Source organism: Microbulbifer sp. ABF4_107 (assembly GCF_056312215.1).
Genome location: NZ_CM149983.1, coordinates 3,438,274 through 3,463,315, shown reverse-complemented (window position 1 = coordinate 3,463,315; position 25,042 = coordinate 3,438,274). Strand labels below are relative to the sequence as shown.

17 protein-coding genes are annotated in these 25,042 nt (G+C 56.6%); 13 read left to right on the top strand and 4 right to left on the bottom strand.

Translation table 11 applies throughout. The annotated features are described in order from the left end of the window. Positions 1–77: 77 nt before the first annotated feature. The gene (locus tag ACYX4K_RS14090) at positions 78–1,106 is read right to left on the bottom strand and encodes a succinylglutamate desuccinylase/aspartoacylase family protein (protein WP_475091499.1); all 1,029 of its coding nucleotides are present in this window, start codon (positions 1,104–1,106) and stop codon (positions 78–80) included. Positions 1,107–1,281: 175 nt separating this feature from the next. Here ACYX4K_RS14090 and ACYX4K_RS14085 point away from each other — a divergent pair, with 175 nt between their 5' ends. Next, complete coding sequence (locus ACYX4K_RS14085) at positions 1,282–2,478, top strand: multidrug effflux MFS transporter (protein WP_475091500.1); 1,197 nt, start codon at positions 1,282–1,284, stop codon at positions 2,476–2,478. Between the two features lie 62 nt (positions 2,479–2,540). On the opposite strand, the gene ACYX4K_RS14080 is transcribed toward ACYX4K_RS14085, so the two are convergent. From ACYX4K_RS14080 to ACYX4K_RS14070, 3 genes are all read right to left on the bottom strand, one after another. Then, the gene (locus ACYX4K_RS14080; RefSeq protein WP_475091501.1) at positions 2,541–3,746 is read right to left on the bottom strand and encodes a lytic polysaccharide monooxygenase; all 1,206 of its coding nucleotides are present in this window, start codon (positions 3,744–3,746) and stop codon (positions 2,541–2,543) included. A 251-nt stretch (positions 3,747–3,997) separates the two neighbouring features. Continuing rightward, positions 3,998–7,525, bottom strand: a complete 3,528-nt coding sequence (locus ACYX4K_RS14075) for a DUF6531 domain-containing protein (protein ID WP_475091502.1) — start codon at positions 7,523–7,525, stop codon at positions 3,998–4,000. A gap of 98 nt (positions 7,526–7,623) precedes the next feature. Continuing rightward, positions 7,624–8,490, bottom strand: a complete 867-nt coding sequence (locus tag ACYX4K_RS14070) for a Stp1/IreP family PP2C-type Ser/Thr phosphatase (RefSeq protein WP_475091503.1) — start codon at positions 8,488–8,490, stop codon at positions 7,624–7,626. 221 nt (positions 8,491–8,711) lie between these two features. Between ACYX4K_RS14070 and ACYX4K_RS14065 the strand changes: the two genes are divergently transcribed. The 12 genes from ACYX4K_RS14065 to tssC all read left to right on the top strand — a co-directional run bounded on the left by ACYX4K_RS14065 (position 8,712) and on the right by tssC (position 25,034). Next, positions 8,712–9,548: a transposase gene (locus ACYX4K_RS14065; RefSeq protein WP_475091504.1), complete on the top strand. Its 837-nt coding sequence runs from the start codon at positions 8,712–8,714 to the stop codon at positions 9,546–9,548. Further along, positions 9,545–11,074: a type VI secretion system contractile sheath domain-containing protein gene (locus tag ACYX4K_RS14060; protein ID WP_475091505.1), complete on the top strand. Its 1,530-nt coding sequence runs from the start codon at positions 9,545–9,547 to the stop codon at positions 11,072–11,074. The genes ACYX4K_RS14065 and ACYX4K_RS14060 overlap by 4 nt, the downstream gene beginning before the upstream one ends. A gap of 73 nt (positions 11,075–11,147) precedes the next feature. Further along, complete coding sequence (tagH, locus tag ACYX4K_RS14055; protein ID WP_475091506.1) at positions 11,148–13,031, top strand: type VI secretion system-associated FHA domain protein TagH; 1,884 nt, start codon at positions 11,148–11,150, stop codon at positions 13,029–13,031. Between the two features lie 143 nt (positions 13,032–13,174). Next, a complete protein-coding gene (gene tssJ / locus ACYX4K_RS14050) occupies positions 13,175–13,789 on the top strand; it encodes a type VI secretion system lipoprotein TssJ (protein ID WP_475091507.1) in 615 nt (204 codons plus the stop codon). A gap of 66 nt (positions 13,790–13,855) precedes the next feature. After that, positions 13,856–15,193, top strand: coding sequence for a type VI secretion system baseplate subunit TssK (gene tssK, locus ACYX4K_RS14045; RefSeq protein ID WP_475091508.1), 1,338 nt, complete (start codon positions 13,856–13,858; stop codon positions 15,191–15,193). 1 nt (position 15,194) lies between these two features. Beyond that, the gene (icmH, locus tag ACYX4K_RS14040) at positions 15,195–16,067 is read left to right on the top strand and encodes a type IVB secretion system protein IcmH/DotU (RefSeq protein ID WP_475091509.1); all 873 of its coding nucleotides are present in this window, start codon (positions 15,195–15,197) and stop codon (positions 16,065–16,067) included. 18 nt (positions 16,068–16,085) lie between these two features. Continuing rightward, the gene (tssM, locus tag ACYX4K_RS14035) at positions 16,086–19,628 is read left to right on the top strand and encodes a type VI secretion system membrane subunit TssM (protein ID WP_475091510.1); all 3,543 of its coding nucleotides are present in this window, start codon (positions 16,086–16,088) and stop codon (positions 19,626–19,628) included. 16 nt (positions 19,629–19,644) lie between these two features. Further along, positions 19,645–20,322: a type VI secretion system-associated protein TagF gene (gene tagF / locus ACYX4K_RS14030; RefSeq protein WP_475091511.1), complete on the top strand. Its 678-nt coding sequence runs from the start codon at positions 19,645–19,647 to the stop codon at positions 20,320–20,322. Positions 20,323–20,634: 312 nt separating this feature from the next. Then, complete coding sequence (locus ACYX4K_RS14025) at positions 20,635–21,585, top strand: hypothetical protein (protein ID WP_475091512.1); 951 nt, start codon at positions 20,635–20,637, stop codon at positions 21,583–21,585. 90 nt (positions 21,586–21,675) lie between these two features. Next, positions 21,676–22,971 (top strand): type VI secretion system protein TssA, encoded by a 1,296-nt coding sequence (tssA, locus tag ACYX4K_RS14020; protein ID WP_475091513.1) that lies wholly within the window; start codon positions 21,676–21,678, stop codon positions 22,969–22,971. Between the two features lie 45 nt (positions 22,972–23,016). After that, on the top strand, positions 23,017–23,547 hold the full coding sequence (gene tssB / locus ACYX4K_RS14015) for a type VI secretion system contractile sheath small subunit (RefSeq protein WP_475091514.1): 531 nt from the start codon (positions 23,017–23,019) through the stop codon (positions 23,545–23,547). Beyond that, entirely contained in the window at positions 23,547–25,034 is a 1,488-nt protein-coding gene (gene tssC, locus ACYX4K_RS14010; RefSeq protein WP_475091515.1) for a type VI secretion system contractile sheath large subunit, read from the top strand. Before tssB ends, tssC begins: the two co-directional genes overlap by 1 nt. Positions 25,035–25,042 lie beyond the last annotated feature (8 nt).

Here is a 25,042-nt window from a genome sequence, read left to right as displayed (position 1 = left end):
GTTTGCGACGCTCCTGAAAACCTGCACCCGACACCCGCCCTTCGATTTTTGCAGTGTTACTTCGTTGGGTAAGATTTCTAGAAATTTTCTTCCGGTAGCAGCGTATCCTGCAATAACTCCAAATTTTCCAGTACCTCATTTGGTTCCTGAAAATAAGCCACGTGGTACATCGCCTCACCTTCCTGCACCAGCGGAATATTCTGTTTTCCAATAATGATGCCATCGGCATCCGCCAGAACTTTGTCCAGTTCGTTGCCGTACAGGTCGGCAATGGTGGCGAGGATTTCTCCTTTTTTTACGTGATCCCCAAGCTGTTTCTTGTGGTTGACGATGCCGCTGTCGCCGGCGCGCAGCCAGCCACTGCGGCGGGCGACAAAAGGTTCGATGCCCTGACGGCCGCGTTTGACGGGGATCATTTCCAGTTTGCGCATGACATTGAGGACGCCGCGCACGCCGGCGCGGATGCAGAGTTCGTCGAAGCGGAGGGCTTCGCCGGCTTCGTATAAGAGTATGCGTACGCCGAGGTCGGCGGCGGCCTGGCGCAGGGAGCCGTCTCGCAGGGTGGCATTTAGCAGTACCGGGACGCCGAAGGCGGCGGCCATTTCTCGGGTTTGTTGGTCGTCGAGGTTGGCGCGGATTTGCGGGAGGTTGCTGCGGTGGATGGCGCCGGTGTGGAGGTCGATGCCGTAGTCGCATTTGGCGACGATTTCTTCGAGGAAGATGTGTGCCATGCGCGCGGCGAGGGAGCCGCGGGCGGAGCCGGGGAAGGAGCGGTTGAGGTCGCGGCGGTCGGGTAGGTAACGGGACTGGTGGAGTACGCCGTAGACGTTGACGACGGGTACGGCGATGAGGGTGCCGCGCAGGGATTTGAGGGCTTTGCTGTTGATCAGGCGGCTGATGATTTCGATGCCGTTCAGTTCGTCGCCGTGGATGGCGGCGCTGACGAACATGGTGGGGCCGGGTTTTTTGCCGCGGTGTACGTAAACCGGGATGGCCATTTCGGTGTCGGTGTACAGGCGGACGATGGGCAGTTCGATTTTTTTGGTCTCGCCGCGGGCGACGGTGACACCGGCGATGACGAAGGGCTCTTGGGTGTTGTGTGGCATGGAATCCGGTTCGGTAAAAAAATGACTTGTCGGTTATTGTAGTTGTGACCCTGCGATTGGTGGAAGTCAGTTCTTGTCGGTGACTATTTGGGCTTGGACTGACACAAACGGCTGTTAGAATCAGCGCAGGTTCGGGCATTCATTCGTCCGGCGATTTATCCGGATATCGATATTTATGAAACCCGATTTATTGAAGATGGCACTGATCCTGGGCTTGCTCAGTTGCGTGGGGCCGTTTGCCATTGATATGTACCTGCCCGCCATGCCGGCGATGGCTGAGGATTATGGTGTGCCGACGGCCATGTCCCAGTACACACTGATTTCTTTTTTTATCGCCTTCGGTGTCTGCCAGCTGTTTTACGGGCCGGCGGCGGATATGTTCGGGCGCAAGCCGCCACTGTATTTCGGCCTGGTACTGTTTCTGTTCGCCTCGACCGGTTGCGCCCTGGCACCGACCATTGAGTGGCTGATCGGGCTGCGTTTTGTGCAGGGGGTGGGCGCGGCATCGGTGATGTCGATTCCGCGGGCGATCATTCGCGATCGTTACACCGGCACCGAGGCAACCCGCTTGATGACCACCGTGATGCTGGTGATTTCCATTTCGCCGATGCTGGCACCGCTGGCGGGCAGTCTGCTGATGGCGCCGTTCGGCTGGCCATCGGTGTTTTATGCGGTGGCGGCGGCAACGGTGGTCAGTCTGCTGTTGATCCGTTTCGCACTTCCGGAGACTCTGAGCGAGGAGAGTCGAGTGCCGCTAAAAGTCGGTGCCATGTTCGATGCGTTCAGGGTGCTGTTCCGGGATCCAACATTCATGGGAATGACCCTGATTGGCGGTATGGGTATGGCGAGCTTCTTCTCTTTCCTTTCTATCGCCGCGTTTTTGTATACGGACTACTACGGGCTGACGCCCACTCAGTTCAGCCTTGCCTTTGCGCTGAATGCGCTGGGTTTTTTTGTGGCCAGCCAGTTTGCCGCGAACCTGTGTGAGCGGTTTGGCGGCGTCGCGGTGGTGAAGTGGGCGGTGAGCGGCTTTGCCCTGGTTGCGGGATTTAACCTGATGCTGAACCTGGCGGGTATGGATGACTTTGTGGTGCTGGTGGCTCTGCTGTTAATTGCCAACGCATTCCTCGGTCTGGTGGTACCCACCACCATGGTGCTGTCGCTGGATGATCACGGTCCCATTGCGGGAACGGCTGCGGCCCTCGGCGGCACTCTGCAGATGATGCTGGGCGCTGCAGCAATCGCTATTGTCAGTGCTGTGTTCGATGGTTCTCCGCTCACCCTGGTCGCCGCCATTGCTACCTGTGGAGGAATAGCGGCGCTGTTGTTTATGTTTACGCTGCGTCAGTCGCCCCATTCTGTCGCAACCTGAGCCAGAAATTAAGAAGCCCGGCATTGCCGGGCTTCTTTTTTTGGGTGAAAAGTTCGGGGTGTTCAGAGCTGTGTCCAGGCGTCGGACCAGTTCGAGCCGCTACCGGGTGCATAGTGGTAGGCACTGTTGATATTGCACCATTGCCCCTCAGGGAAGGGGCGGCACAGATAGCGGTTGTTGTCGCTGCCGAGCACTATTGTTTCTCCGGGCACATAATTGCCGATGCCATCGGGGTAGGTGTAGTCGTAACCGTTTCCACCTGTATCACCGCCGCCATCTCCATTGCCAGGATCGCCGCCAGTATCCGTAGGCTGGATATCCACCTCGTGGCTCAGGTTGAGATCCGCCTGGGTGTAGACGCGGTTTTCCGAGGCGCTCACTACCGGAGTGACGGTGTCGTTTGCCGGATCAAGCACGCCGATACGGGCATACTGGGACTGACTGTTGATGGCATTGGCAAAGTCAAAGGCCCAGTCAGCGGCACTGGCATCCTGGCCCAGGGTGTAGCCGACCGTTTCCAGATCATTACCGCTACTGTTGAATAGGCGCAGGGTAACCTGACTGCCGGCTGCGAGATCCGAATAGGCTTGCAGCGCGCCCTCATCTGCCCACTGGCTCGGTATGCCACCATCCCCGAGGATCACGTCGGTGCAGGTATAGAAGGCCTCCGGGCTGTCTGAACGCTGCCAGGTGGTGTAAATGACGTGCTTGCCGGTCAGCTGCGGCAGGGGGCAATTTAGGGTGTAGCGTTTGTCAGCCCCCACCGGCACATTGCCCAGCCGGCAGAACTCAAACAGGTCGCCCCATTTCAGAGGCTCGGAGCCGGTGTAACCGGAGCGGGTAATATAGAAAACCCAGTCATCGGTGGCGTGGGGTGCGGTGCCCCAGAAAATAAAGTCGAAAGTGCCGTCGGCCTTTGGCGTAATCGGCGTTGCCTGCCAATCGCTGCGGGCCAGGTTCATGCCCGCATATTTACTGCGGCCACCGGAACAGAGCTCGCCGTCTGGTACCAGTGCGCGGTGATCACCTGCGGCGTTGGCCTGATTGATTTCATTCCAGTCGTAAAACGGCTGGGTGCCGCCGACGGCTTTGGCTGCGGCGCAGGCCGGGTCGGCGGGATTTTCCGGATTGTTCAGAAAGCAGTTGTAAATGCGGCTCTCCGGTACCTCCATGGTGCCGTGACCGTATACGTCGGCTGCGGGGAGAGCACAGATGGCCAGTGCCAGGCTTGTCGACCTCGCGAGGCCCTTGCGGGGGGTGTGATTCATTGCCATTTCCTTGATTTATTGTTGCTTGTTTCAGGCGGAAGTCTCGGGCGCAAGCGCGGTGCTGCCGCGGCGAATCACCGTTTGGCTTTTGTAACCACCAAAATGACAGCGTTGTCTTGCTCGCACCATGCTAAAGCAAGTGGCGCGATTACGAAGCGAAATGGACGTCAATCGTTGGCTGGTTGATGCTTTGTTTTATTAAAGTGTGAGCCGGTAGAAAAAAATTTTCGCACCGGTCACGGGTGGAGGAGTTAGTCGGCGGGCGCGCTGTCGATGGCACTTGTGTCGCCGAGAGCGGTGGCTTTTTCCACGGCACTCGGGTTTGCCGGCAACGCCGTATGGGTGCCAACGCGGGGAAAACTCTGTAAACCGACGTCCAGGGTGGCCGCTGCTGTTACGTCATGCTGGCTACAAGCTGTCGCGAGCACGTAGTGACCCTTGTGGTAGAGCAGGCGAGTCTCCACGTCGAAAATCCCCAGAATTCCCTGATAGCTGCCCGGGCAAAGTGAGGGCGAACTGCCATCGAACTGCCAGCGCGGAGCCGCGCCAGTGTCATTCGCGGTGCCATCCGAAGGTCTATCAGAAGAGCTATCAGAATGGCTATCAAAAGTACCATCTCCGAGCAGCGCGACTATTCGACCACTATCGTCGGCAACAAAAAACTCCCGCTGCCCCGGGAACGGGCTGTTGCTGCCCCGCGGTTGTTGGGTGGGCTCCGGATCCAGTGAAAGGCGCGCCAGAGGAATACCACTGGCGGGGTGCTGTAGAAAATGGGTGGCGAGGAGGTTGCCGTCCAGCTGGTGGCTCTCGTTCCAAAGCCCGGTGCCACACCAGTGACTGGCAATGCGTCTTTGTCGCCGCGAGCGGCGATGGGTGCTGGACTTGCTCAGACGTCGCCCGAAAGGGTCGTAGCGTAGCCAGGTTTTGAAGTCTCCGCACTCCACACAGTACAGCAGGCCCCAGCCATCGTATTGATACTGGTAGCGGGCAAGCCCGGTGTCTGCTGGGCGCCGCTCGGATACAAGGTTGCCGCGGGCGTCCCACCGACCATCGACGGTGAGGGAATTTGTGGCGAGTGTATCTGGCGAGGGCGGTCCGGCTTCACGGTTTTTCCACAGCAACCTGTCGCCCTTGTGGATACTGACGAGGACGCCCTCGCGATACTCGTGGCGCAGCTGGTGATTGCCCAGAGATATTTGTTTGCCGGTGAGTGCGTGGTCTTTTCGCTGCGATTCGATACGCACCGCCATATTGCCGTTGGCATCAATCCCGTAGAGGGCGCCGGCGGCGGAAAAGGTGTAGGCGATATTCAGCTGGGCGGACGCGGAACGTTTCAGCCATCCCCGTTTGTCGTAGCTGTGGTTAATACTCAGGCTGTCTTTAGTGCCGTCGTCGCCGGCATCGCTATTGAGATCCTGGTGTTCGGCCACAAGCCGGTTGCGCTTGTCGTAGCGGTAACGCAGTGAACAGTGCTCGTTGGCGGCCTGTACCAGTCTTCCGAACACGTCGAAATGGAAACTGCACAGCTGACCGCTGTTGTTGCGGATCTGCGCCAGCTCACCCTGACTGTTGTAGTGCAGATACCAGTGGCTGTCGCTGTCGTGAAATTCGGCGAGACGTCCGCAGTGGTCGTATTGCCATTCGCGCTGAAACCCTTTGCCGTCGCCAGCGCGTGCCAGCTGACCGTATTCGTTGTAATACCAGTGACAGGTGTCACTGGAAGACGGTGTATCTCCGGACTGTAAAGCAGACAGTTGCCCGCGCGGCGTATAGCGGAGATTCCTGCGCTGGCCGCTGCTGTCCTGAATGCTGCGCACCATACTGTAGCCATCGTACTGCCACTGTAGCAGCGGCTCCCCGTCGGCATGCACTGCACAGAGGCGACCGTATTCGTCACTGCTGAGGGCGAAGGTCCGATCGCCGATGGCGACCTGATTGAGAGTTCCATCGGCCTGGTATTGCCAGTGTCTTGAGGGTGCTTCGGAGCTGTATTTCGCGGTGATGCGGCCCTGAGCATCGTACTCCCAGGTATACAACTGATCACCGTGGCTTAGGCGGGCCAGCTGGCAGTGGGCATCCCAGTCCAGAACGAGCCCGCCGCCCTCCGGGTCGATAAGCCGGCGCAATTGCCCCCGTTCATCGTGTTCGCACTGCCAGCGATTGCCGACGGGATCCACCATCGCCGACGGGTGCGCACTACTTTCCTGGTAGTGGTAGCGCCAGCTGTGCACCTGGTCGCTGTCTTTGATGGCGCCGGCGGCAATCAATCGCCCACTGTCGTCATATACATAGCGGTGATTCAGTTGCTGGCAGGTGCTGCGCAGCAGGCGGCCGAATTTGTCGTGGCGAAATAGGGTGTCGACTCCCCGCGGATCGACACTGCGGCACAGGTTGCGGTAGTGATCGTACAGTCTGGTAGAAATGCGACTGCCCTGGCGGGTTTCAATCAGGTCGCCGCGAGCATCAAATTGCCAATGTATATCCAATTGATCTGGCGTAGACAGGATGCAGTTGAGTTTGCCGTTGTGCTTCCCCGCCCGCCAGCGCAGTCGATAGTGCATTGGCGCGGGTGGCTCGCATCCCTCCGCTATTTCGGATCGCGATTCTGGATTCGAATCTTGTTCTGAACTCTGCCCTTGGGTATATCGCGATGCGGGTGCGGGATCTTCAAATATCTGAATCTGGTGTACCCGCTGCAGGCGGTCATAGGCCAGTACCAGATGACCGAGGGTCAGGCTGGTCAGGCTGATCATCACGCCGTGGTGTACAGCGTAGTTTTCCTGTCCGCGTGGAGTTCGGCAGTCCCGCAAATGGCCTGCTTCATCAAATGTGTATTCACAAAGGCTGGGCTCCGTGTCCTGCCCGTTGGCGATGCGAACCAGTTGCCCGCCCTGATACACAAACTCAAGTGTGCGTCCCCAGGATGTCACGATCTTGACCGGCTTTCCGTTGCGATAATCGACACTCAGTGTATTGCCACTGGCATCGCGGACTTCACTCAATGGGACCTGAATTCCGGTGCCATCGGCACGGAATATTTTGTCCGGCTGATCAAACGACGAAAGACGAAAGCTGTGCAGGCTCTGCCGCAGTAGATACAGGCGCTCGCAGCGATTGAAACATCCGTGCCCAATAGCGGGAAGGTCAAAGGCAATGACACGGCCTTCCGCAGAGTGCAGTAATACTTTTTTATCAGTGCCGCCCTGGGGGTCGGGGAGTTGCAGTGATTCATTCAGGCTGTGGCGCCAGCCGGGTCCCAGACCGCTAGTGTCGAGTGAGCGGTTGTCGCTGTCACCGCCAGCCTCGCTGCCGTCAATGAGGGATTGTCGGTAAAACCGTTGCCACTGGAATGTGAATGGCCCGGGCAGTTCAAAGTCCGTGCGGGAAAAAGCGAGTTCACCATTACTTGCTATCACGTGGTCGGCGACTCGCAGCGAGTGCGCGAGCGCAGGCAGCAAATCCCCTGCTGGGTTGTACCCGGGGTAATTACAGAATTGGACCGGTGCGGATGGGGAGAGAATCAGTTGCGCCACTCGTGTTGCGCTGGCAAGAGCGTAGCGGGTGGCGGGAACGCTGGGCGGTGCCGGCCAGAACGTTTCGGGGAAGCGGTTGTCGCCCGGTCCAGACGGCAGTGTGAAAGACAACTTGTCGTGCTCGCGAGCACAGGATTCAAACCATTGGCACATCGCAATGGCATCCCCCGCCGATGATGGCATTTTGTGGGGGTGCAATACTGCGAGAGTGGAGGGAATAAATTCGACCAGACGATCCGGTGTCATGTCGCTTGCTCAGGAGTAAATTTGTACGAGTAGATTGCGATTTAAACCGGTATTGGTAACCGGTTTTGGCGTTCATCAGTCGTTACGCCGGCGTAAACTCAGCGCTGGGTTTTGCGTACGGTAATATCCTCATCAACTTTCGGCTTGAGGGTAATCGGGTCGCCGGAAAATTCGACCACTGCATCGGTGCGGTGGCAGAACTCGATAATGCCCGCGCTGATATTGTCGCGTCCGCCGCATTGATTGGCATCATCGATAAAGTGGTACACACATTCCAGTGCCGGCCGGTAGGTGGCAAGCACACGCTCGATGGTATGGTCGTCGAGATATTCTGTAAGTCCGTCGCTGCACAGTAATAACAGTGCACTTTCCTTCAGTGTCCAGCTGTTGACCGTGGCTTCCACGGGCTCGGCAATGCCCAGTGCACGGGTAATGTGATTTCTTACTTGGGACGTCTGTGCCTGTTCGGGCGTTAATTGACCGGAATCAATCATTTCCTGAACCACGCTGTGATCTTTGGTCAAACGTTGCAGGCCGTAATTGTTCCAAAGGTACGCACGGGAATCGCCGATATGCGCGACAACCAAAAAATCCTGCCAGATGGCTGCCACCACCAGTGTCGTCCCCATTTGGGAAAACTGCGGACGGCTCTGCTTGGTCTGGAGTATTTCCCGGTTGGCCATGCCGATACCTTCGACCAGTGTGGCGCGCAACATCAACTGTTGCTGTTCCGGGGAGCAGGTGAGGAAGCTAGAACTTAATAGCGTTTCGAACTGGGTGTGCAATGTATCTGCAGCAATGCGACTGGCGGTGGCACCACCGCTGTAACCGCCCATACCGTCGGCCACCACTACATAGGCGAAAGGGTGGTCGGGATTGCTGTGACAGCGAATGCTGTCTTCATTTTCTTCCCGCACCTGTCCGATATCAGTGCGTCCATTGACTGCCAGCCTGATGGGCTCCATGTCAGTCACAGCTCCATGACAAATTCCTGAAAGTACCGGAACCAAAACCCATGCAGTGGTTCCATCTCCATGACTTTCATCCGATTTAACGCCGCAATGTTAACTTGCTTGTGCATCAGGTTTGAATTTTTTTTCAATCATTTGCCATAATGCCAACCCCTTCCGATTAGCGGGGGCGCAGTTGGTACGGCTGTGCAAATTAAAAAGGATTTTTTGGCACGATGCCCCGTCTTCCGAGACTCAATCTGATCGATATCCCACAGCATATTGTGCAGGTAGGCCACAATAACCTGCCGTGCTTTTTTGATGGGGAGGACTATCAGTTTTATCTGGATAGCCTGCGTAACGCGGCGGACCAGTATCGGGTAGATATACACGCCTATGTGTTGTTGCCCAATATGATCCAGATTATCGCGACGCCGAAGGTGCCGGATGGTATTCCCTCCATGATGCAGTCACTGGGGCGTCGTTATGTGCAGTATGTTAATCATCGCTACCGCCGCTCGGGCACTCTGTGGGCCGGCCGCTACAAATCCAGCCTGATCGATTCCGATGCCTACCTGCTCACCTGTTACCGCTATGTAGAGTCCCGCCCCATTTATCTGGGCCTGGCGGACTCCATGAGCGAGTACCCCTGGTCCAGCTTTCAGCATCACGCCAATATTGCATCGAGCACTGTGATAAAAGATCACCGTCTGTATATGGCTCTGGGCGAAACTGCTACGGCCAGAGCGGATGCTTACCGCGAACTGTTTCGCTATCGCTTCGACCGCCGCCTGCTGGATTACATTGCCGAGACCATCAAGCTTGGACAGATCCTCGGCGGGGACGTATTCAAAGACAAGATTGAGCAGATCTCCAATCAACGGGTGCGTCCGTTAAAGCGCGGTCGCCCACGTAAATCCGCCGCAAAGAAATCAGACGGGCAGTCCACTGCTGCACCCAGCGAAAAAAGTAAAATGGATGATCCTGTTGACCCGCCGGCAAAAAGTGGCACCGATGCAACCGTAGAGGCGGCCAAAAAGGAAAACACCATTACCCTGGAGACGGGACTGTGAGTAGAGCGAGTATGCACATCGGCGCGGCCATTTTCTCTTCCGGGGAAAATTCTGAAAATGGCCATAAACGAAACCATAGTGCCAGTTACCGGGTGGCAATCGTCGGCGATTTCAGTGGCCGTGCCAGTCGGACGATTTGTGAACCGCAGTCTCTGGCGCACCGGCAAGCCTATCGCCTGGGAAAGGACAGCTTTGAACAGCTGTTCGAGCGATTACAGGTGGGGATAAAAATTCCCGGTATGGACGAAACGTTACAGTTACTGGAGTTTGACGACCTGCATCCAGATTACCTGTATCAGCGTGTTCCTCTATTCAAGAAATTTATCGAGCTGGAGAAGCAACTACTCACGCCTGCGGATTTTTCCCTCGCAGCGGAAGAAATCCGTCAGTGGCGATCGGATTTGTTGCCGTCAAACTTCAGTGCGCCGGCTCAGGACTTGTCCCGCTCTGCTGAGGGTGCGCAATCCATGTTGGACCGTATTCTTTCCGGTGAGCACTACCAGTCACTGTATCAGGAGCATGTGCGCAGCTCTGCCGAAGGGCAGGTCGATATGTTGATCAAAGATATCGTTGCACCCTATGTGCAGAAAAAAGCAGACGTCAATCAGGCGGCGTATCTCGAAGCAGTCGCCGAGGCGGCCTCGGAAGCCATGCGCAAAATTATGCATCACAGCGATTTTCGCCAGCTGGAAGCCAGCTGGCGCAGTCTGCACATGTTGCTGCGTCGCCTGGAAGATCACCCGGGGCTGGAAATTCATCTGCTGGATATCAGTAAGGAAGAGATTCTCGCAGACCTCGCCCAGGCAGGGGATGACCTCGAGGCCGCAGGGGTTTTCAAGTGTCTGGTAGAGCGCCATACCGTTGCCGGCAGCAAGCCGTACGATCTGATCCTCGGGGACTTTTTCGTTAACGACGATGAACGCGATCTGCATATGTTGATCGACCTTGCCACCATCGCCGAGGCGGCGGGCAGCACACTGGTACTGGGCGGCGACTGCCGGCTCGCGGGTTGTCCAAATATGGCAGGTTCCATGGATCCGGATGACTGGTGTTACCCGTTGGCAGATTCGTTTGCCGAAGGCTGGCAGGCGCTACGGGAGTATTCTGCGTGCGAGCATGTGGCCCTTGCCGCTCCCCGTTTTCTGCTGCGGATGCCGTTTGGGGCCGACGCATCGCGCACCGAGACTTTTGCCTTCGAAGAGCTGAGTCCGGAGCTTGGCCATCGGTATTACCTGTGGGGCAATAGCGCCTACCTGCTGGCGCTCTCCATCTGCTCTGCATTTTCTGCCGCAGGAGTTCCCGCCGCGGTGGCCGCGGATCAGTACACCGATCTGCCCCTGCATCTGCGCAAGCTTCCCCACGGTGAATGGCTCACCCCCTGCGCGGAAGCCTGGATGACTGATCGAGCGGCAGCGCGTTTTAGCGACGCGGGTCTCAGCGCGCTTCGCTCAGTGCAGGGCCGCGACGAAATCCTTCTGCCGCGGCTGCAGTCACTGGCCGGTACGGCGCTGCGAGGTGCCTGGTGAGTGACTTTCCCATCCATCCTGTATTGCGGTGTGGTGATATACCGCGGACAACCAGAGTGCGAGTCTGAACGTCATGGATCTATTGCTTTCCGTCGTCGCTGACCCCGATGGGGCCAATATGCTGAAGCACACCAAGTTGTTCACCCGTGAGGGCGGCAGCTTCGGTCGCGCGGATAGCAACGATTGGGTTCTACCGGATCCGCAGCGGGTGGTCTCTTCCCGCCACGGCGAAATTCTGTTTGCGGACAATCGCTACTTTCTGGTGGATCAGAGCACCAATGGCACCTACCACAATCATTCCGCGGATCCCCTGGGAAAGGGCAACCGCATTCCCCTCGGTGATGGCGATGTGATCGGTCTCGGGGATTACCAGCTCAAGGTCTCGATTCGCCAGCCAAAGGTAGATAGCGACCTCCCCAAAGGCCTGGGAGAAGCCGACTTTCTGGACAGTTCAGACCGCACCACGTTCAGTCCTGCGGCCGCGGCAAAAATGCAAAGTAATAAAGAAGCCCAGGAGCTCGATAGCTGGCTGGAACCCGGCGCCAGTGCAGCGAAAAACCAGAGTGGCGAATGGGGCTATCTGGCCGGGGGCGGTACCGATGCCGCGTCAGATATTTTTGGCAGCAACAGCTTTGACAACTTACTCGGGCAGGAATCGCCAACCGACCCACTGCAGGTATTGAATCGAGGCAGTGCGGCTGACCAGAACCCGTTCGGCACCGGTATTGACGGCGGTAGTTTTGGGGGGAGCGGCATCAGCAACAGCGGCTTCGATCCGCTAAGCAGTTTTTCGGCGGCGCCATCTCCGGCTCCAGCCAGTCAGTGGGGAGAAGACGATGCCTGGTGGAAGGACGGCAGCGAGCAGGATCACGCGCCGGCGCACAACCACGCCATGCAATTCCGCACGCAGCAGGACGTACCGGCAGTGCCATCTGCGACCAGTTCGAGTCCGTCGCTTCCGCCTCAGTCTGCTCCCCGGGCGCCGCAATCTGAGTTCGGGCAATCGCAGGCTGTAGCGCAACAGCCATCACAGCCGGTTGCACCACCTCCGGGCAACCAGCCCGCTGCGCACAACCCCTTCGCCGAATCATTTTCTGAAGTGGCCGGTGACCAGGTTTCCGGTGCACCCGGTTTCGGCGGTGGTGATGAATTCGCTTCGCCAAATATGCCTGCGGCGCCACAGAGTTCGCCGGCCAGTTTTCCCGGCCTGGAAGTGGCGGGCGCAACCCCGGCTCCAGTGCAGGACCACGGATTCGCGCAGGGTTCCCAGCAGTTTACGCCACCTGCAATCACACCCTCTACCGAAGCGCCGGTGGAATCAGCCGCAGCCGTTTCGGTGCCTCCTGCGGAAAATCTGTCAGGCGCACCGTCACAACCATCCCAGCCTCAGGTTGCGCTGGCGCAGCGTCTTGGGCTGCAGTTACAGGGCGAACAACTGACGCAGCTGGACAACCAGGCTGCGGCGATTGTTGAGGAGTCGGTTGCGCGACTGATTGATCTGCTGCGCGCGCGCACCAGTATCAAAAATGAGTTGCGTGTACAGCGCACCATGATTCAGACGGAGGCCAACAATCCGTTGAAATTCAGTGCCACCGCAAAAGATGCCCTGGGTGCGATGTTCGCCGGCACCGGTGCATTTATGACACCGGTGGATGCGGTACGCGATAGTTTTGATGATCTCTCCGATCATCAGGTGGCCGTCCTGTCCGGTATGCGCGCCGGTTACGAAGCCATGTTGCGTTTCTTCAGCCCGGAGAATATTGAGCGTCGCGGTGGATCGCAAAACGGCGTGTTCAGCAGCAAGAGTTCCCGTAATTGGGAGAACTATGTAGATGCCTATCGGCAACTGGTGAGCGACCCGGATAACTGCTATCGCCGCCTGTTTGGTGAGGAGTTCGCAACCACCTATGAGAGTCAGCTGTCTGAGCTGAAAAATTCACGCTCTTTTAATAAATAGTCTCGATAGCTGGTTTTAATATTTTTTAGATAAAAGCTTCAAGAAATAGAATTTTATATCAACCGATGTATCCATCGTCGAAGGGAAGTGGCTCGGCATCTGTCACCACGAAACTTCTACGGTAAAAAATACCGGAGCAAACCGTGAAAACTCAAAAAATTGTACAGCTGCTAGTGATCCTGCTTGTGGCGGTCAGTGTCGCGTCCTGTCAGACCACCCGCCGCACCCTGAATTTTGATACCAGTGTTGCGCTGAATCTGGATATTGAGCAGGACGTCAATCCGGACAGTGATGGTCGCGCATCGCCGGTGGTAGTGCGCGTGTTTATGCTCGCCGACGACCGCCAGTTCTCCCGGGAAGAGTTTTTAAATCTCTACGAGAACGCCGAGTCCCGTCTGGGCAAGGATCTGATTAATACCGTAATTCTCAAAGAGTTTGCCCCCGGCGAGCAGCGTCTTGAAAAATTGCCGCTGACACCGGAAGTGAAGTATATCGGTCTGCTGGCGGAATTTGTTCAGTACCAGCGTGCGGATGCATTGATGCTGCTGCCGATTACCGATCATCGCAAAAACGATTACGCGATCACCCTTGCCGGAACCCGCATGGCATCCACGGAAGCGCTGAATATGCGCTCGCGCGCGGCGGCCAGTCGTTCTGACGAGCGTGGTGAAGGTTCCGCCGAAAAAGGCAAAAGTGTGACCATCTCCAGTGCCGAGTACGAGCGCCTGCAAAAACTGCAGCAGTCCGGCAAGCGCTGATTCTGAGTCATTCATCGTTCGTTAATTTCGCGAAGCCAGTGCTTCGCGCCGCAACAGGGAAAACGTATGTCGGCGAATAACAAGGTGATCTGGAGCGAGGGTATGTTCCTGCGCCCGCAGCATTTCCAGCAACAGGATCGCTATCTGGAACAGTTGCTTGAGGCACGCACCGGTGCGCTGGGGCCATACACCTGGGGGCTGATCGAACTGGCTATCGACAGTGAGCCCATGGCCATGGGTAAGCTTTCCCTGTCTCGGGTGAGTGCCATTTTCCCCGACGGCACGCCGATGCTGGCTCCGGAAAACGAGCATCTTCCGGATGTACTGGATGTGCCGGTGAATACCCGGGATGAAGTGGTGTACCTGTGTATACCGATGAAGCGTCCGGGCAGCCAGGAATCTGTACGCGATCAGGAAGATTTTCCCCAGGCGCGGTATCAGGCTTTCAATTTCGACGCACGAAACAGTGCGTCTACTTCGGGTGAGGCGGCGCGTATTCAGGTTGGCAAGCTGCGCACTTGTTTAAAACTTGGCAGCGAAGACCTGAGCGGTTATGCGGCAATCGGGATTGCGCGTATTCGCGAACGGCAGCCGGAAAAACCGGTAGAGTTGGATGCAGAATATATACCGCCACTGCTGAACGCCGATGCATCGCCGGTGATCAAGGCGTATATCGAAGAAGTCAAAGGTCTGCTGGATCATCGCGGTAGTGCCCTGGGACATCGGTTGAGTGACAGTGGTCGCAGCGGTTCTGCAGAAATTGCTGATTACCTGTTGCTGCAGGTGATCAATCGCTTTGAACCGCTGTTGAAACAGATCACTGGCCAGCCACGCCTGCATCCGCTTTCGCTGTTTGTGGAGTTACTACAGCTTGCCGGTGAGCTGTCCACATTTACCTCTGGCAACAAGCGCCCGCCGGAAATTCCACGCTATATGCACGACAACCTGCAGCAGAGCTACACCGGACTATTCTCGGCACTGCGCCAGTCCCTTTCCACGGTGCTGGAACAGACCGCAATCCCGATGGATCTGGTTCAACGCAAGTTCGGCATTTATGTGGCGCCAATTACCGACCCCTCCCTGGTCAAAACCGCGAGCTTTATTCTCGCGGCCAAGGCGGATATGCCCGGCGATCTTCTGCGCAGTCGCTTCCCCGGGCAGGCCAAAGTGGCGCCGGTGGAGGCCATTCGCGAATTGATCTCGGCGCAGCTGCCCGGTCTCACCGTGCGTGCATTGCCTGTAGCTCCGCGGCAGATTCCCTACCACGCCGGTTTCACTTACTTCGAACTGGAACGCACCGGTGAGCTCTGGCAGACGATGCAGCGCTCTGGCGGATTTGCGGTGCACCTGGGGGCAGAGTTCCCGGGTATGACCATGGAACTCTGGGCCATCAGGAATAACTGACATGAGCAACGACGCCTACTCAACCCCGGGTGCCGCAGATCGCACCGTGATGGTTCCCACACCCGGTGCCGCAGCACCCGTGAGTTCCCGCCCGCGTGTGCAGGATTTCTCCGCCGGCGAAGTTGCCGCGGACCTGCGTATTCGCAACAGCCTGAACCCGCTGATTTCTGCAGCATCAAAACTGCTGGGCGCGATCATCAAACTGCGTACCACCATGAGTCACAACAATGTGCCGGACCTGCACAAGCGCCTGACACGGGAGATTCAATCCTTCGAGCGCGAGGCAAAGCAGCTGTCGCTGCCGCAGGAAACGGTACTCACCGCACGCTATCTGTTGTGTACCGTGGTGGATGAAGTGGTGTTGACCACTCCCTGGGGTACCGCCAGTGGCTGGAGTCAGCATTCGCTGCTGAGCCTGTTCCATAAGGAAACCTTCGGCGGCGAAAAATGCTTTCTGATTCTGCAGCGCACCCTGGAAACACCGGGCTCACACATCGAATTGTTGGAGCTGTTCTATTTGTGCCTGAGCCTCGGATTCCAGGGGAAGTATCGTTTGGCGCCGCGGGGCTTTGAACAGCTGGAACAGATCCGCGACAACCTGTACCGCACCATCGAAAGTCATCGTCCGCCCATGGACCGGGACCTGTCACCCCGCTGGCAGGGTTGTGTAGAACGCAAAACGCGGCTGATTCAATACATCCCGCTATGGGTGATTGCCAGCGTGGTGTTTGGTGTCCTCGCCGCTACTTTCAGTGGTTACCGCTGGTGGCTCTATCAGAGTGCCACACCAGTGGCTTCGGAAATTCAGGCGCTGACCGAAGTGAAAAACGCAACGATTAAACCATTGGTCGAGCAGAGCGCTGAGCAAAAGTAAGGGAAGCTGGAAATCAACATGAAACGTCTGGCCAATTTTTTTGCCAATAAATGGGTGCTGGGTCTGATCGGGGTCAGCGCTTTGTCACTGCTGATCTGGTTCGGTGCTGACTACATCAAGTTTGGCAGTGATAACACCACCCTGTCCAAGGGCGTGCGTATCGCGATTATTGTATTCATCTTTGCCATCTGGCTGGTTTGGAACCTGGCCCAGTTGCTGGTGGAGCGGCGTCAGAATCAGGCGCTGATCGAAGGTATCGAATCCTCGAAAGAAGAAGCCGCTGCGGACCCGGACCAGGAGCGAAGTCAGGAGGAATTGCAGGCACTCTCAGAGCGTTTCCGTGATGCTATGCAGGTACTGCGTAAGGCGCGCTTCCGTTCTGCGCAGGGGCAGGTTTCCCTGTATCAACTGCCCTGGTACATCATTATTGGCCCGCCCGGGTCTGGAAAAACCACTGCGCTTGTAAATTCGGGTCTCGAATTTCCCCTGGCGCAAAGTCATGGTAAAGAAGCCCTCGGCGGTGTCGGCGGCACGCGAAATTGCGACTGGTGGTTTACCAACGACGCGGTTCTGATCGATACCGCCGGCCGCTATACCACTCAGGATAGTCACAGGGTATACGACAATAGTGCCTGGCAGGCCTTCCTGAACCTGCTGCAAAAACATCGCCGTCGCCGCCCCATCAACGGTGTACTGGTGGCGATCAGCCTGCAGGATCTGATGGTTCAGACTGCAGAACAGCGCGTGCACCAGGCAAAAACCATTCGCGCGCGGGTTAATGAGCTGCAACAGCAGCTGGGTGTACGCTTCCCCATTTATCTCACCTTTACCAAGTGCGATCTGGTGGCCGGGTTCAGCGAGTTTTTCGACAGCCTGTCCCAGGCAGAGCGTGAGCAGGTCTGGGGGATCAGCTTTCCGGAGGAGGCGCGAGTCGGTGACGGTGCGCCGCTGGACGAGTTTACCGGCGAATTCCGTGCATTGATCGGACGCCTCAATCAGCGGGTACTGTGGCGGGTGAATCAGGAGCGCAATGTAGAGAAGCGCGCGCTGTTACAGGGTTTTCCTGCGCGAATGGAAAGTCTGCAGAGTGTGCTTGCCGAGTTTGTGCGCCAGGCATTCAGTCCGAACCGCTACGATACCGTACCGCTGGTACGCGGAGTCTACTTCACCAGCGGAACCCAGGAAGGCAGCCCCATCGATCGCATGATGGCGTCAGTGAGCGCAGACTTTGGTTTGGAGCGGGAAGTTGGGCAGAAATTCCAGGGTAATGGCAAAAGCTACTTTCTGCATCGCTTGCTCAAGGATGTGGTCTTCCCGGAAGCGGAGCTTGTTGGGGTAAACCGAAAGTTCGAGCGTGCGACGCGCTGGTTGCGCGGTGCGGTATACGTGGGTTCGGCGGCGATATTTGTCGGTGCTCTGTTTCTGTGGACCGGCAGCCTCGCCCAGAACAAGCTGTATATGAATGAGGTACAGGATAATATCCGCAGCTTTGAAAAATTGCAGGCAGAGAACCGCGGGCGACGATTGTCGCCCACAGAAGCGCTGACTCAGCTGGAGCACCTGCATGCCGCTTCCCGGGTTTACCAGAAGGAAGAGCATCCCTGGCTGAACAACCTCGGTCTCTACGACGATCGTGTCGATCAGGCGGCGGATACCCTGTATCGGGAGCAGCTGGAAAAGTTGTTTCTGCCTGCACTGCAAACCACCATCGAGCGCGATCTGTCGCGTATGGACAGTGCGGACCCCGCATTGGTCTCCACGCTTAAAACGTATCTGATGTTCTTCGAAGAGGACAAGCGGGATCTGGAAGTACTGCAGGCCTATTTTGCCGAAGACTGGTCGCAACGCCTGAGCGGCGAGGCGGCGAAACAGGAGCAGTTGCTCGCGCATTTACAGCGTCTATTCTCCCGTCCGCTGCCCCAGGGGCGTACACCCGATGAGCGGGTCGTCGCCAGTGCACGCCAGCAGTTGCGGCGTATTCCTGTGCCGCAACGTCTTTATGGACAATTGCAACGCAGCCCCTTGGGGCAGACCAGTGTTGATCTCTACGGTGAAGTGGGTGGCGACACCCAGCAACTGTTTGGGGTGGACCCGTCCGATAGCCGCTTCCAGATTCCGTATCTGTATACCAAGGCCGGCTACAAAGAGGTTGATTTTGGTGCCGACGCCCCGCTGTTGCAGAAATTGGCCGAGGAGCGCTGGATTTACGGTGACGATCTCGACGGTGAAGATTTCAGTGAGGAAGATCGCGAGAAGCTTGGCGAAGAGGTGAAACGTATTTACCTTTCCGAATACGAGCAACGCTGGCGACAGTTCCTGACCGGTTTTTCCCTTAACGGTTTCAATTCCACCTCCCAGGCATTTGAGGTGCTGTCCAAACTTTCGGACCCGGTGTATTCGCCTCTGCTCGCGGTGTCAGAAATCACCGCCGACAACACTCGCCTGACGCTTCGCCCGGAATTGCCTGTTGATGCCAATGGTGTGCCGCTGCCGGTTTCCAGTACTACCCGCAGGCTGGGCGGTGCGGCGGTCAGTGGTGCGGCCAGCGCACTGGCTGAGAAGTATCAACCCACGGTGGTGGATGTGCGCTTTGAGGAATTGCACCGGTTGACCCGCAGCGAGAAAGGGCGCCCGGCACGGGTGCAGGAATACCTGTCGGCGATTGCCCAGGTGCAGGAATATCTCGCAGAAATTGATGGCGGGGTCGATGCCAATGAGGCGGCCTTCAATAAGGCCAAGGCGCGCTTTTCCGGCGCCAGCGATGCCATTAAACAGTTACGCATCAAGGCTGCCAATGCCCCGGCGCCTTTTGATGGCTGGCTGGAGGAGGTGGCAGACAGCACCTGGTCACTGGTGATGGCCAAGGCGAAGGGGCATGTGGATCGTGTATGGCGTGAGCAGGTTTACAGTGTGTACAACAGAAGTCTGGCCAATCGTTTTCCTCTGCAAAGTCGCAGTGAGCAGGAAGTGCCGGTGTTGCTGTTTAACGAATACTTCAAGCCTGGTGGTGTTGAGCAGCAGTTCGTGCAGCAATACCTGAAGCCATTTATCGATACACGCAATTGGAAAGCGCGCGCACTCGAGGGGCGTAGTCTCGGGATTTCTTCAAGCTCGCTCACTCAGTTACAGCGCGCAGAGATCATCCGCAAAACCCTGTTTGCTCAAGGCGAGCAGGCCGGATACGGCTTTCGCATTGAGCCCACCAAGCTGGATTCCGGGGTACGTCTGTTTGCACTTGAGCTAGGCGATCAGCGCGTACCATATTCGCATGGGCCGCGCACCAGCAGTAATCTCGACTGGCGTGGTGGTGAATCCAATCGCGCGCGTATTATTTTCGAAGATCTGAATCAGACAGTGCACCGTCAGCATTTCGAAGGCGACTGGGCCTGGTATCGCTTGCTAGGTAACTCGGAAATGACCCGCGGGCGCAGCAGTAACGAATACCTTCTGACATTCAGCGAAGAGGGCCGCTCCGCTCAGTTCCGGGTGCGCTCCTCCAGTGCCTATAACCCCTTCGACAAAAACCTGTTGGCAGCCTATCGCTGCCCGCAAGTTTTGTAACGACGGATAAAGTCACATGGCAAGTAGAGGTATATTCGGAAAGTTGCCCGCTCACGGGGATTTCGTGCAGCGGGATTTACCCGGCAGCTTTGTCACCCCCTGGGACGAATGGCTGCAGCGCGCAGTGCACGGTGCCAGGGAGCTAATGGGGGAAACCTGGCTGGATTACTACCTTACAAGCCCTATTTGGCGGTTTGCGTTCTCCCCTGGCGTTGTCGATGGTCAGTGTTGGGCAGGTGTACTTGTTCCAAGTGTCGACAGTGTCGGCCGTTACTTCCCGCTTACACTTGCAGCACCACAACCGTCTTCGAGCAACCTGTTTGCCTTGATGAAGAAAGGCAATGAATGGTTTCAGGCGCTGTCGGATTTATCCATTGAGGCGCTGCAGAATGCTTTGCTGGTGGACCAGTTGCTGGACCGATTTCCGGAAATGGGATCCGCAACGGACGGTGATTTTCCGATACCGGGTATAAGCATCGGTGAGCAGGGACTGATGACAGTAAACGGTACAAATAGTATTGACGATAGCTACCCGTTAATCATGGAGAAATTGCTCAAGCAGTCTGCCAGCAGCTATAGCCTATGGTGGTGTGCTGGCTCGCAGCAGTTGGCTTCGACGACCATGCTGTGTCCCGGTCTGCCGGACCCATCGTCCTATTGCTCAATGCTGGGTGCCCCCGAATATCATTGGTGACGAACTGGTACGAACGTACATCTTCCGCGGATGTGAAAGCGCTACCAGTTAAAAACTCATCGAATGATCGCGAAGATTTGCGGAGGAAATGGTGGGATGAAATGCCGTGTAATTTCAGGTTTTTTCTCGCTTATTAATTAATGGCAGATTGATTTGGACGTACTTGGTATAGGCGTACCAATAAAAATTCAGTTTTCTCTGGAATTGCTTTATCCCTGCACTTCTTTGCGCATTCATTTTCGATAAAATAATGGTTTGGTTTTGACGTAATCGGTACAGGTGTACCGATTACTGTTTGATAGCAGCGCTGCAATGATTCCGGTTGGCAGCGTGAATATGGCCTCTGTGGGCGTCTCTGCGAGAGCTCTTCAGGATGATGAGGTCAGGTCGATGTGGCCAAAATTTCAGGGAATGGTAATGTCAGTGAGCAACTATCAAGTTGTGTTTATCGGTAGCCTGTGTGAAGGCGTTACCCGGCGGCAGGGAATCTCGCAGCTATCCAGTCAGTTTGGGCTCGACTTCAAGCAGATCAAACGATTGCTTTCGGGCGGCCCATCCGTGGTGAAACGATTTGAGCAAAAGTCGGACGCAGAGCGTCTCGTAAAGGCATTTGCAATGGCAGGCTGGCATACAGAGATCCGTCTGCCACGGCAGAAGCCGTCACCGCGTGCGCCTGATACGCAAGTAGCCGCAATGACAGGTGTGGGTTCAAAACAAGCGAGCGATATCGCAGTAGGTGCCTCAACATTGCTGCAAAACATGTCCGCCAGTGATAGTAGTTGCACCCTGCAAGTGCCGGCACACTGGCAGACACTGGTGGGATTAAACAAGAGTGCAGTGATCCAGGCCGGAAATCTGGATGAAAATGAGTTTTGTGTCGTGCTGTGGCAAGCACTGCAACAGGCGCAAAGCGCATCCGACATGAGTGATTACTGCGGCGCGCAGCTTCATCAGTGCGCCGGGCAGGTCAATGGCGGTTTGGTTGTTCGTCCAGCAAGCGAGCTCGCAGTGGGGTACTTCAGTGGATTCGCCGGGGAAATCGCCGCGGAAATTGACGGGGTCCCGGTGCGCTACCTGGTGGCCTGCTGCAATAGTCGTGGGCGGGTGTTTACACAGTTTTTGTGGTGTGAGGCGCGGGAATTTGATCAGAAGCGGGCGCAGTTAGTGAACGTACTCTCCAGCTTTATACCCGAAGAATCACAATCCAGACTGGTTGAACCTATGGGGCGTATGTCACGCAGAAAGCGGCGTATGCGGGCCTGATAACCCGCAAGTGCGCATTTTCCCCGTATTGAAACAGCGATTTGGCGCCCAGTAACGTCATTCACAAGACTTGAGAGAAAAGGATTTCTTATGGCATTCGCCAATGTAATCGAGATTGATGCCCTGCTGCAGGCGATAGCCGGGGACAATCCTCAGGGAGAGGATATTCGCGAAGATCGTTCTCCCACCTCCGATTACTACACCATCAAGGATGCGCGCAACAGCGCCCGCGCGGCTGAGCGTTCGGCGATGTTCGATGATAGTGATAGCGATCTGCTTGCTCCCTGGCGCGACGTCGCGGCTACCGCGGAGAAAATTCTGCGGGAGAAAAGTAAAGACCTTGAAGTTGCCAGCTGGTACACGGAGGCATTGATTCGTCTGCATGGTTTTGCCGGCTTGCGCGACGGTATTGTGTTGCTGCAAGGGTTAGTGGATAACTTCTGGGATGGCCTCTATCCCGAGCCGGACGAAGATGGACTGGAAACCAAGGTGGCGCCGCTCACCGGACTGAATGGTGATGGGGCCGACGGCACTTTGCTGCTACCGATTCGCAGCGCTGACATTACCCCGGAAGGAGACTTCGGTGGTTTTTCCTTCTTTCAGTACCAGCAGGCGAGAGACGCGGACAAGATTGCCGACCCGGATGCCAAGGCCGCACGGGTAGAAACCCTCGGGTACGGCATTGGCGAATTTGAACAGTGCTCAAAAGGTGCTGCCCCCCAGTGGGCCAAGGGGTTGGTGGAGACCCTGGAAGAAGCGCTGACCACGTACAAAAAAATTAACGAAACCCTCCGTTCTCACTGCGCCCACGACGCACCACCCTTTTCCAACATCAGCGGCCTGCTGGACGAAGTCCTGCGCACCACGCGCTTTATCTACAAGGAGCAGCTGGAGTCGCTGGCGGCCGTACCGGAAGTTGCAGAGAGCAACAGTGATGAGGAGACATCCGAGCCGGGAATGCAGCAAGTCGCAGCCATGGTGCAGCAGATGGCAGTGCCCACCGGTGCGATTACCACACGTGAGGACGCACTGGTGCTTCTTGAAAAGGCGGCGCGCTATTTCCGTACCTATGAGCCCCACACGCCACTGGCACCCGGGCTGGAACGTCTGATCAGCTGGGGTCGTATGACCGTTGCCGAACTGATGACAGAGCTGTTGCCCGATGACCAGTCCCGAGCAATCTACTCCCAACTGACCGGTGTCATGCTCGATGGTAGTGACAGCCAGCGTTATGTGGCACCCCCGGTCGCAGTGGCGAGCCCGAAACAGCCGGCGGCAGCTCCGACGGAATCTGCCACTGCATCGGCCGCTCCAGAGCAGGGCGACGGCAACTGGTCCGAACAAACCGAAACTGCACCAGCTGAAACCGGTGCCCCAAGCTGGTAAACCCACTCATCACTACGATTCCCGAATTGAGGAAAGGAGACCCCGATGTCAGAGAGTATTCACAACAAACTGAAGCGCGTGCGCAAGCCGCGTGTACACATCACCTACGATGTGGAAACCAATGGCGCGGAAGTCAAAAAAGAGCTTCCCTTCGTGACCGGCGTTATGGGTGATTATTCCGGTGACAACACCGAAAATCGTCGCCCGTTGAAAGAGCGCAAGTTCGTACAGGTTGATCGCGACAATTTCAACGATGTAATGGCCAAGGTAAATCCCAAACTGAACCTGCAGGTGGAAAACACCCTGTCCGGTGATGGAAGCAAAATGGCGGTGGACCTGGACTTCAATCATATGGACGATTTCTCTCCTGAGCAGATCGTCGATCAGGTTGAGCCCCTGAAACAACTGCTCGAAGCACGCAGCAAACTGCGCGACCTTCTGAGCAAGGCCGACCGCTCCGAAGAGCTGGAAAAAGTGCTCGAGGATATTCTCAAAAGTACCGACAACGTCAGTGCCATCTCCGAACAACTGGGCCTCGGTGAAGAAAAGGGCGAAGATAAGGGAGAGGATGCGTAATGAGTACCGAAGTTGAAAACGTAGCAGAACAGGAAGTTGAAGAGCAGTCGGTCAGTCTGCTGGAACAGGCGATCACCGCCACCAAACAGACCCAGCCCGACGAAGCGCAGGACCTGATTGCCAACCTCACCAAGCAGGCCATGCAGGGTACCCTGACCTGGGATCGCAACCTGACTCAGACCATCAACAAAGCGGTACAGGCGATTGATCAGGCTATGTCCCGTCAGTTGTCTGCAATCCTGCACGACGAGAAATTTCAGAAGCTGGAAGGCTCCTGGCGCGGTCTCAACCACCTGGTGATGAATTCAGAGACTGGTGCAACCCTGAAAATCCGCATGATGAACCTGTCCAAGCGCGAACTGTTCCGCGACCTGGACAAGGCGGTCGAGTTCGACCAGAGTCAGACCTTCAAGAAAATCTACGAAGAAGAGTTTGGCACTGCCGGTGGTGAGCCGTTCGGCTGCATGATCGGCGACTTCGAATTCACCAGTCACCCGGAAGATATCGAGCTGCTGAGCAAAATGTCCAACGTGGCGGCAGCGGGCTTCTGTCCGTTTATCTCCGCCGCCGGCGCCGGCATGTTCGGTTTCAATGATTTCACCGAGTTGTCCAAGCCCCGCGACCTGGGCGGTATTTTCGAATCCGGCGAATACATCAAGTGGCGCAGCTTCCGCGACAGTGACGATTCCCGCTTCGTTACCCTGGTCATGCCGCGTACTCTGGCGCGCACTCCCTACGGTGCCAACACCAAGCCAGTGGAATCTTTCAACTTCGAAGAATTTGAAGTCGACGAGTCCGGTGTGTCCAAGCCCGCCGATCACGACCAGTACTGCTGGATGAATGCCTCCTACGTGATGGGTACCACCATGACTCAGGCATTTGCCGAAAACTCCTGGTGTACCGCTATCCGCGGCGCGGAAGGTGGCGGTAAGGTGCAGGGTTTGCCGACCCACGTATTCAAAAGTGACGACGGTGATCTTGACCAGAAGTGCCCCACGGAAATCGGCATCACCGACCGTCGTGAAGCGGAGCTCAGCGCTCAGGGGTTCCTGCCGCTGTGCCACTACAAAAATACCGATTATTCCGTATTCTTTGGTTCCCAGAGCGCGCAGAAGCCCAAGGTTTTTGACAATCCGGATGCCACCGCCAATGCCTCCATTTCCGCCCGTCTGCCATACCTGATGGCCACGTCACGTATCGCACACTACCTGAAGGTAATGGCGCGGGACAAAGTGGGCTCCTTTATGGAAGCCGGTGACTGCGAGCGCTGGTTGAACAAGTGGATTTCCCAATACACCAACTCCAACCCGGATGCGAGTGCCGAGATGAAGGCTAAGTATCCGCTGGCGGAAGCCCGTGTTGAAGTGAAGGAAATTCCCGGTCAGCCCGGTTGTTACAGCGCTGTGGCCTATCTGAAGCCGTGGCTGCAAATGGAAGAGCTCACCACATCCATGCGTATGGTCGCCAATATCCCGTCTGCGGGTTAATGGTGGGG

Bases quoted from the DNA above. Each gene is read 5' to 3' on its own strand.
- ACYX4K_RS14065 (WP_475091504.1), top strand. From the start codon at position 8,712: ATGCCCCGTCTTCCGAGACTCAATCTGATCGATATCCCACAGCATATT.
- ACYX4K_RS14075 (WP_475091502.1), bottom strand. From the start codon at position 7,525: ATGACACCGGATCGTCTGGTCGAATTTATTCCCTCCACTCTCGCAGTA.
- tagF (WP_475091511.1), top strand. From the start codon at position 19,645: ATGGCAAGTAGAGGTATATTCGGAAAGTTGCCCGCTCACGGGGATTTC.
- tagH (WP_475091506.1), top strand. From the start codon at position 11,148: ATGGATCTATTGCTTTCCGTCGTCGCTGACCCCGATGGGGCCAATATG.
- tssA (WP_475091513.1), top strand. From the start codon at position 21,676: ATGGCATTCGCCAATGTAATCGAGATTGATGCCCTGCTGCAGGCGATA.
- icmH (WP_475091509.1), top strand. From the start codon at position 15,195: ATGAGCAACGACGCCTACTCAACCCCGGGTGCCGCAGATCGCACCGTG.
- ACYX4K_RS14090 (WP_475091499.1), bottom strand. From the start codon at position 1,106: ATGCCACACAACACCCAAGAGCCCTTCGTCATCGCCGGTGTCACCGTC.
- tssC (WP_475091515.1), top strand. From the start codon at position 23,547: ATGAGTACCGAAGTTGAAAACGTAGCAGAACAGGAAGTTGAAGAGCAG.
- tssK (WP_475091508.1), top strand. From the start codon at position 13,856: ATGTCGGCGAATAACAAGGTGATCTGGAGCGAGGGTATGTTCCTGCGC.
- ACYX4K_RS14080 (WP_475091501.1), bottom strand. From the start codon at position 3,746: ATGAATCACACCCCCCGCAAGGGCCTCGCGAGGTCGACAAGCCTGGCA.
- ACYX4K_RS14085 (WP_475091500.1), top strand. From the start codon at position 1,282: ATGAAACCCGATTTATTGAAGATGGCACTGATCCTGGGCTTGCTCAGT.
- ACYX4K_RS14070 (WP_475091503.1), bottom strand. From the start codon at position 8,490: ATGGAGCCCATCAGGCTGGCAGTCAATGGACGCACTGATATCGGACAG.
- ACYX4K_RS14025 (WP_475091512.1), top strand. From the start codon at position 20,635: ATGATTCCGGTTGGCAGCGTGAATATGGCCTCTGTGGGCGTCTCTGCG.
- tssB (WP_475091514.1), top strand. From the start codon at position 23,017: ATGTCAGAGAGTATTCACAACAAACTGAAGCGCGTGCGCAAGCCGCGT.
- tssM (WP_475091510.1), top strand. From the start codon at position 16,086: ATGAAACGTCTGGCCAATTTTTTTGCCAATAAATGGGTGCTGGGTCTG.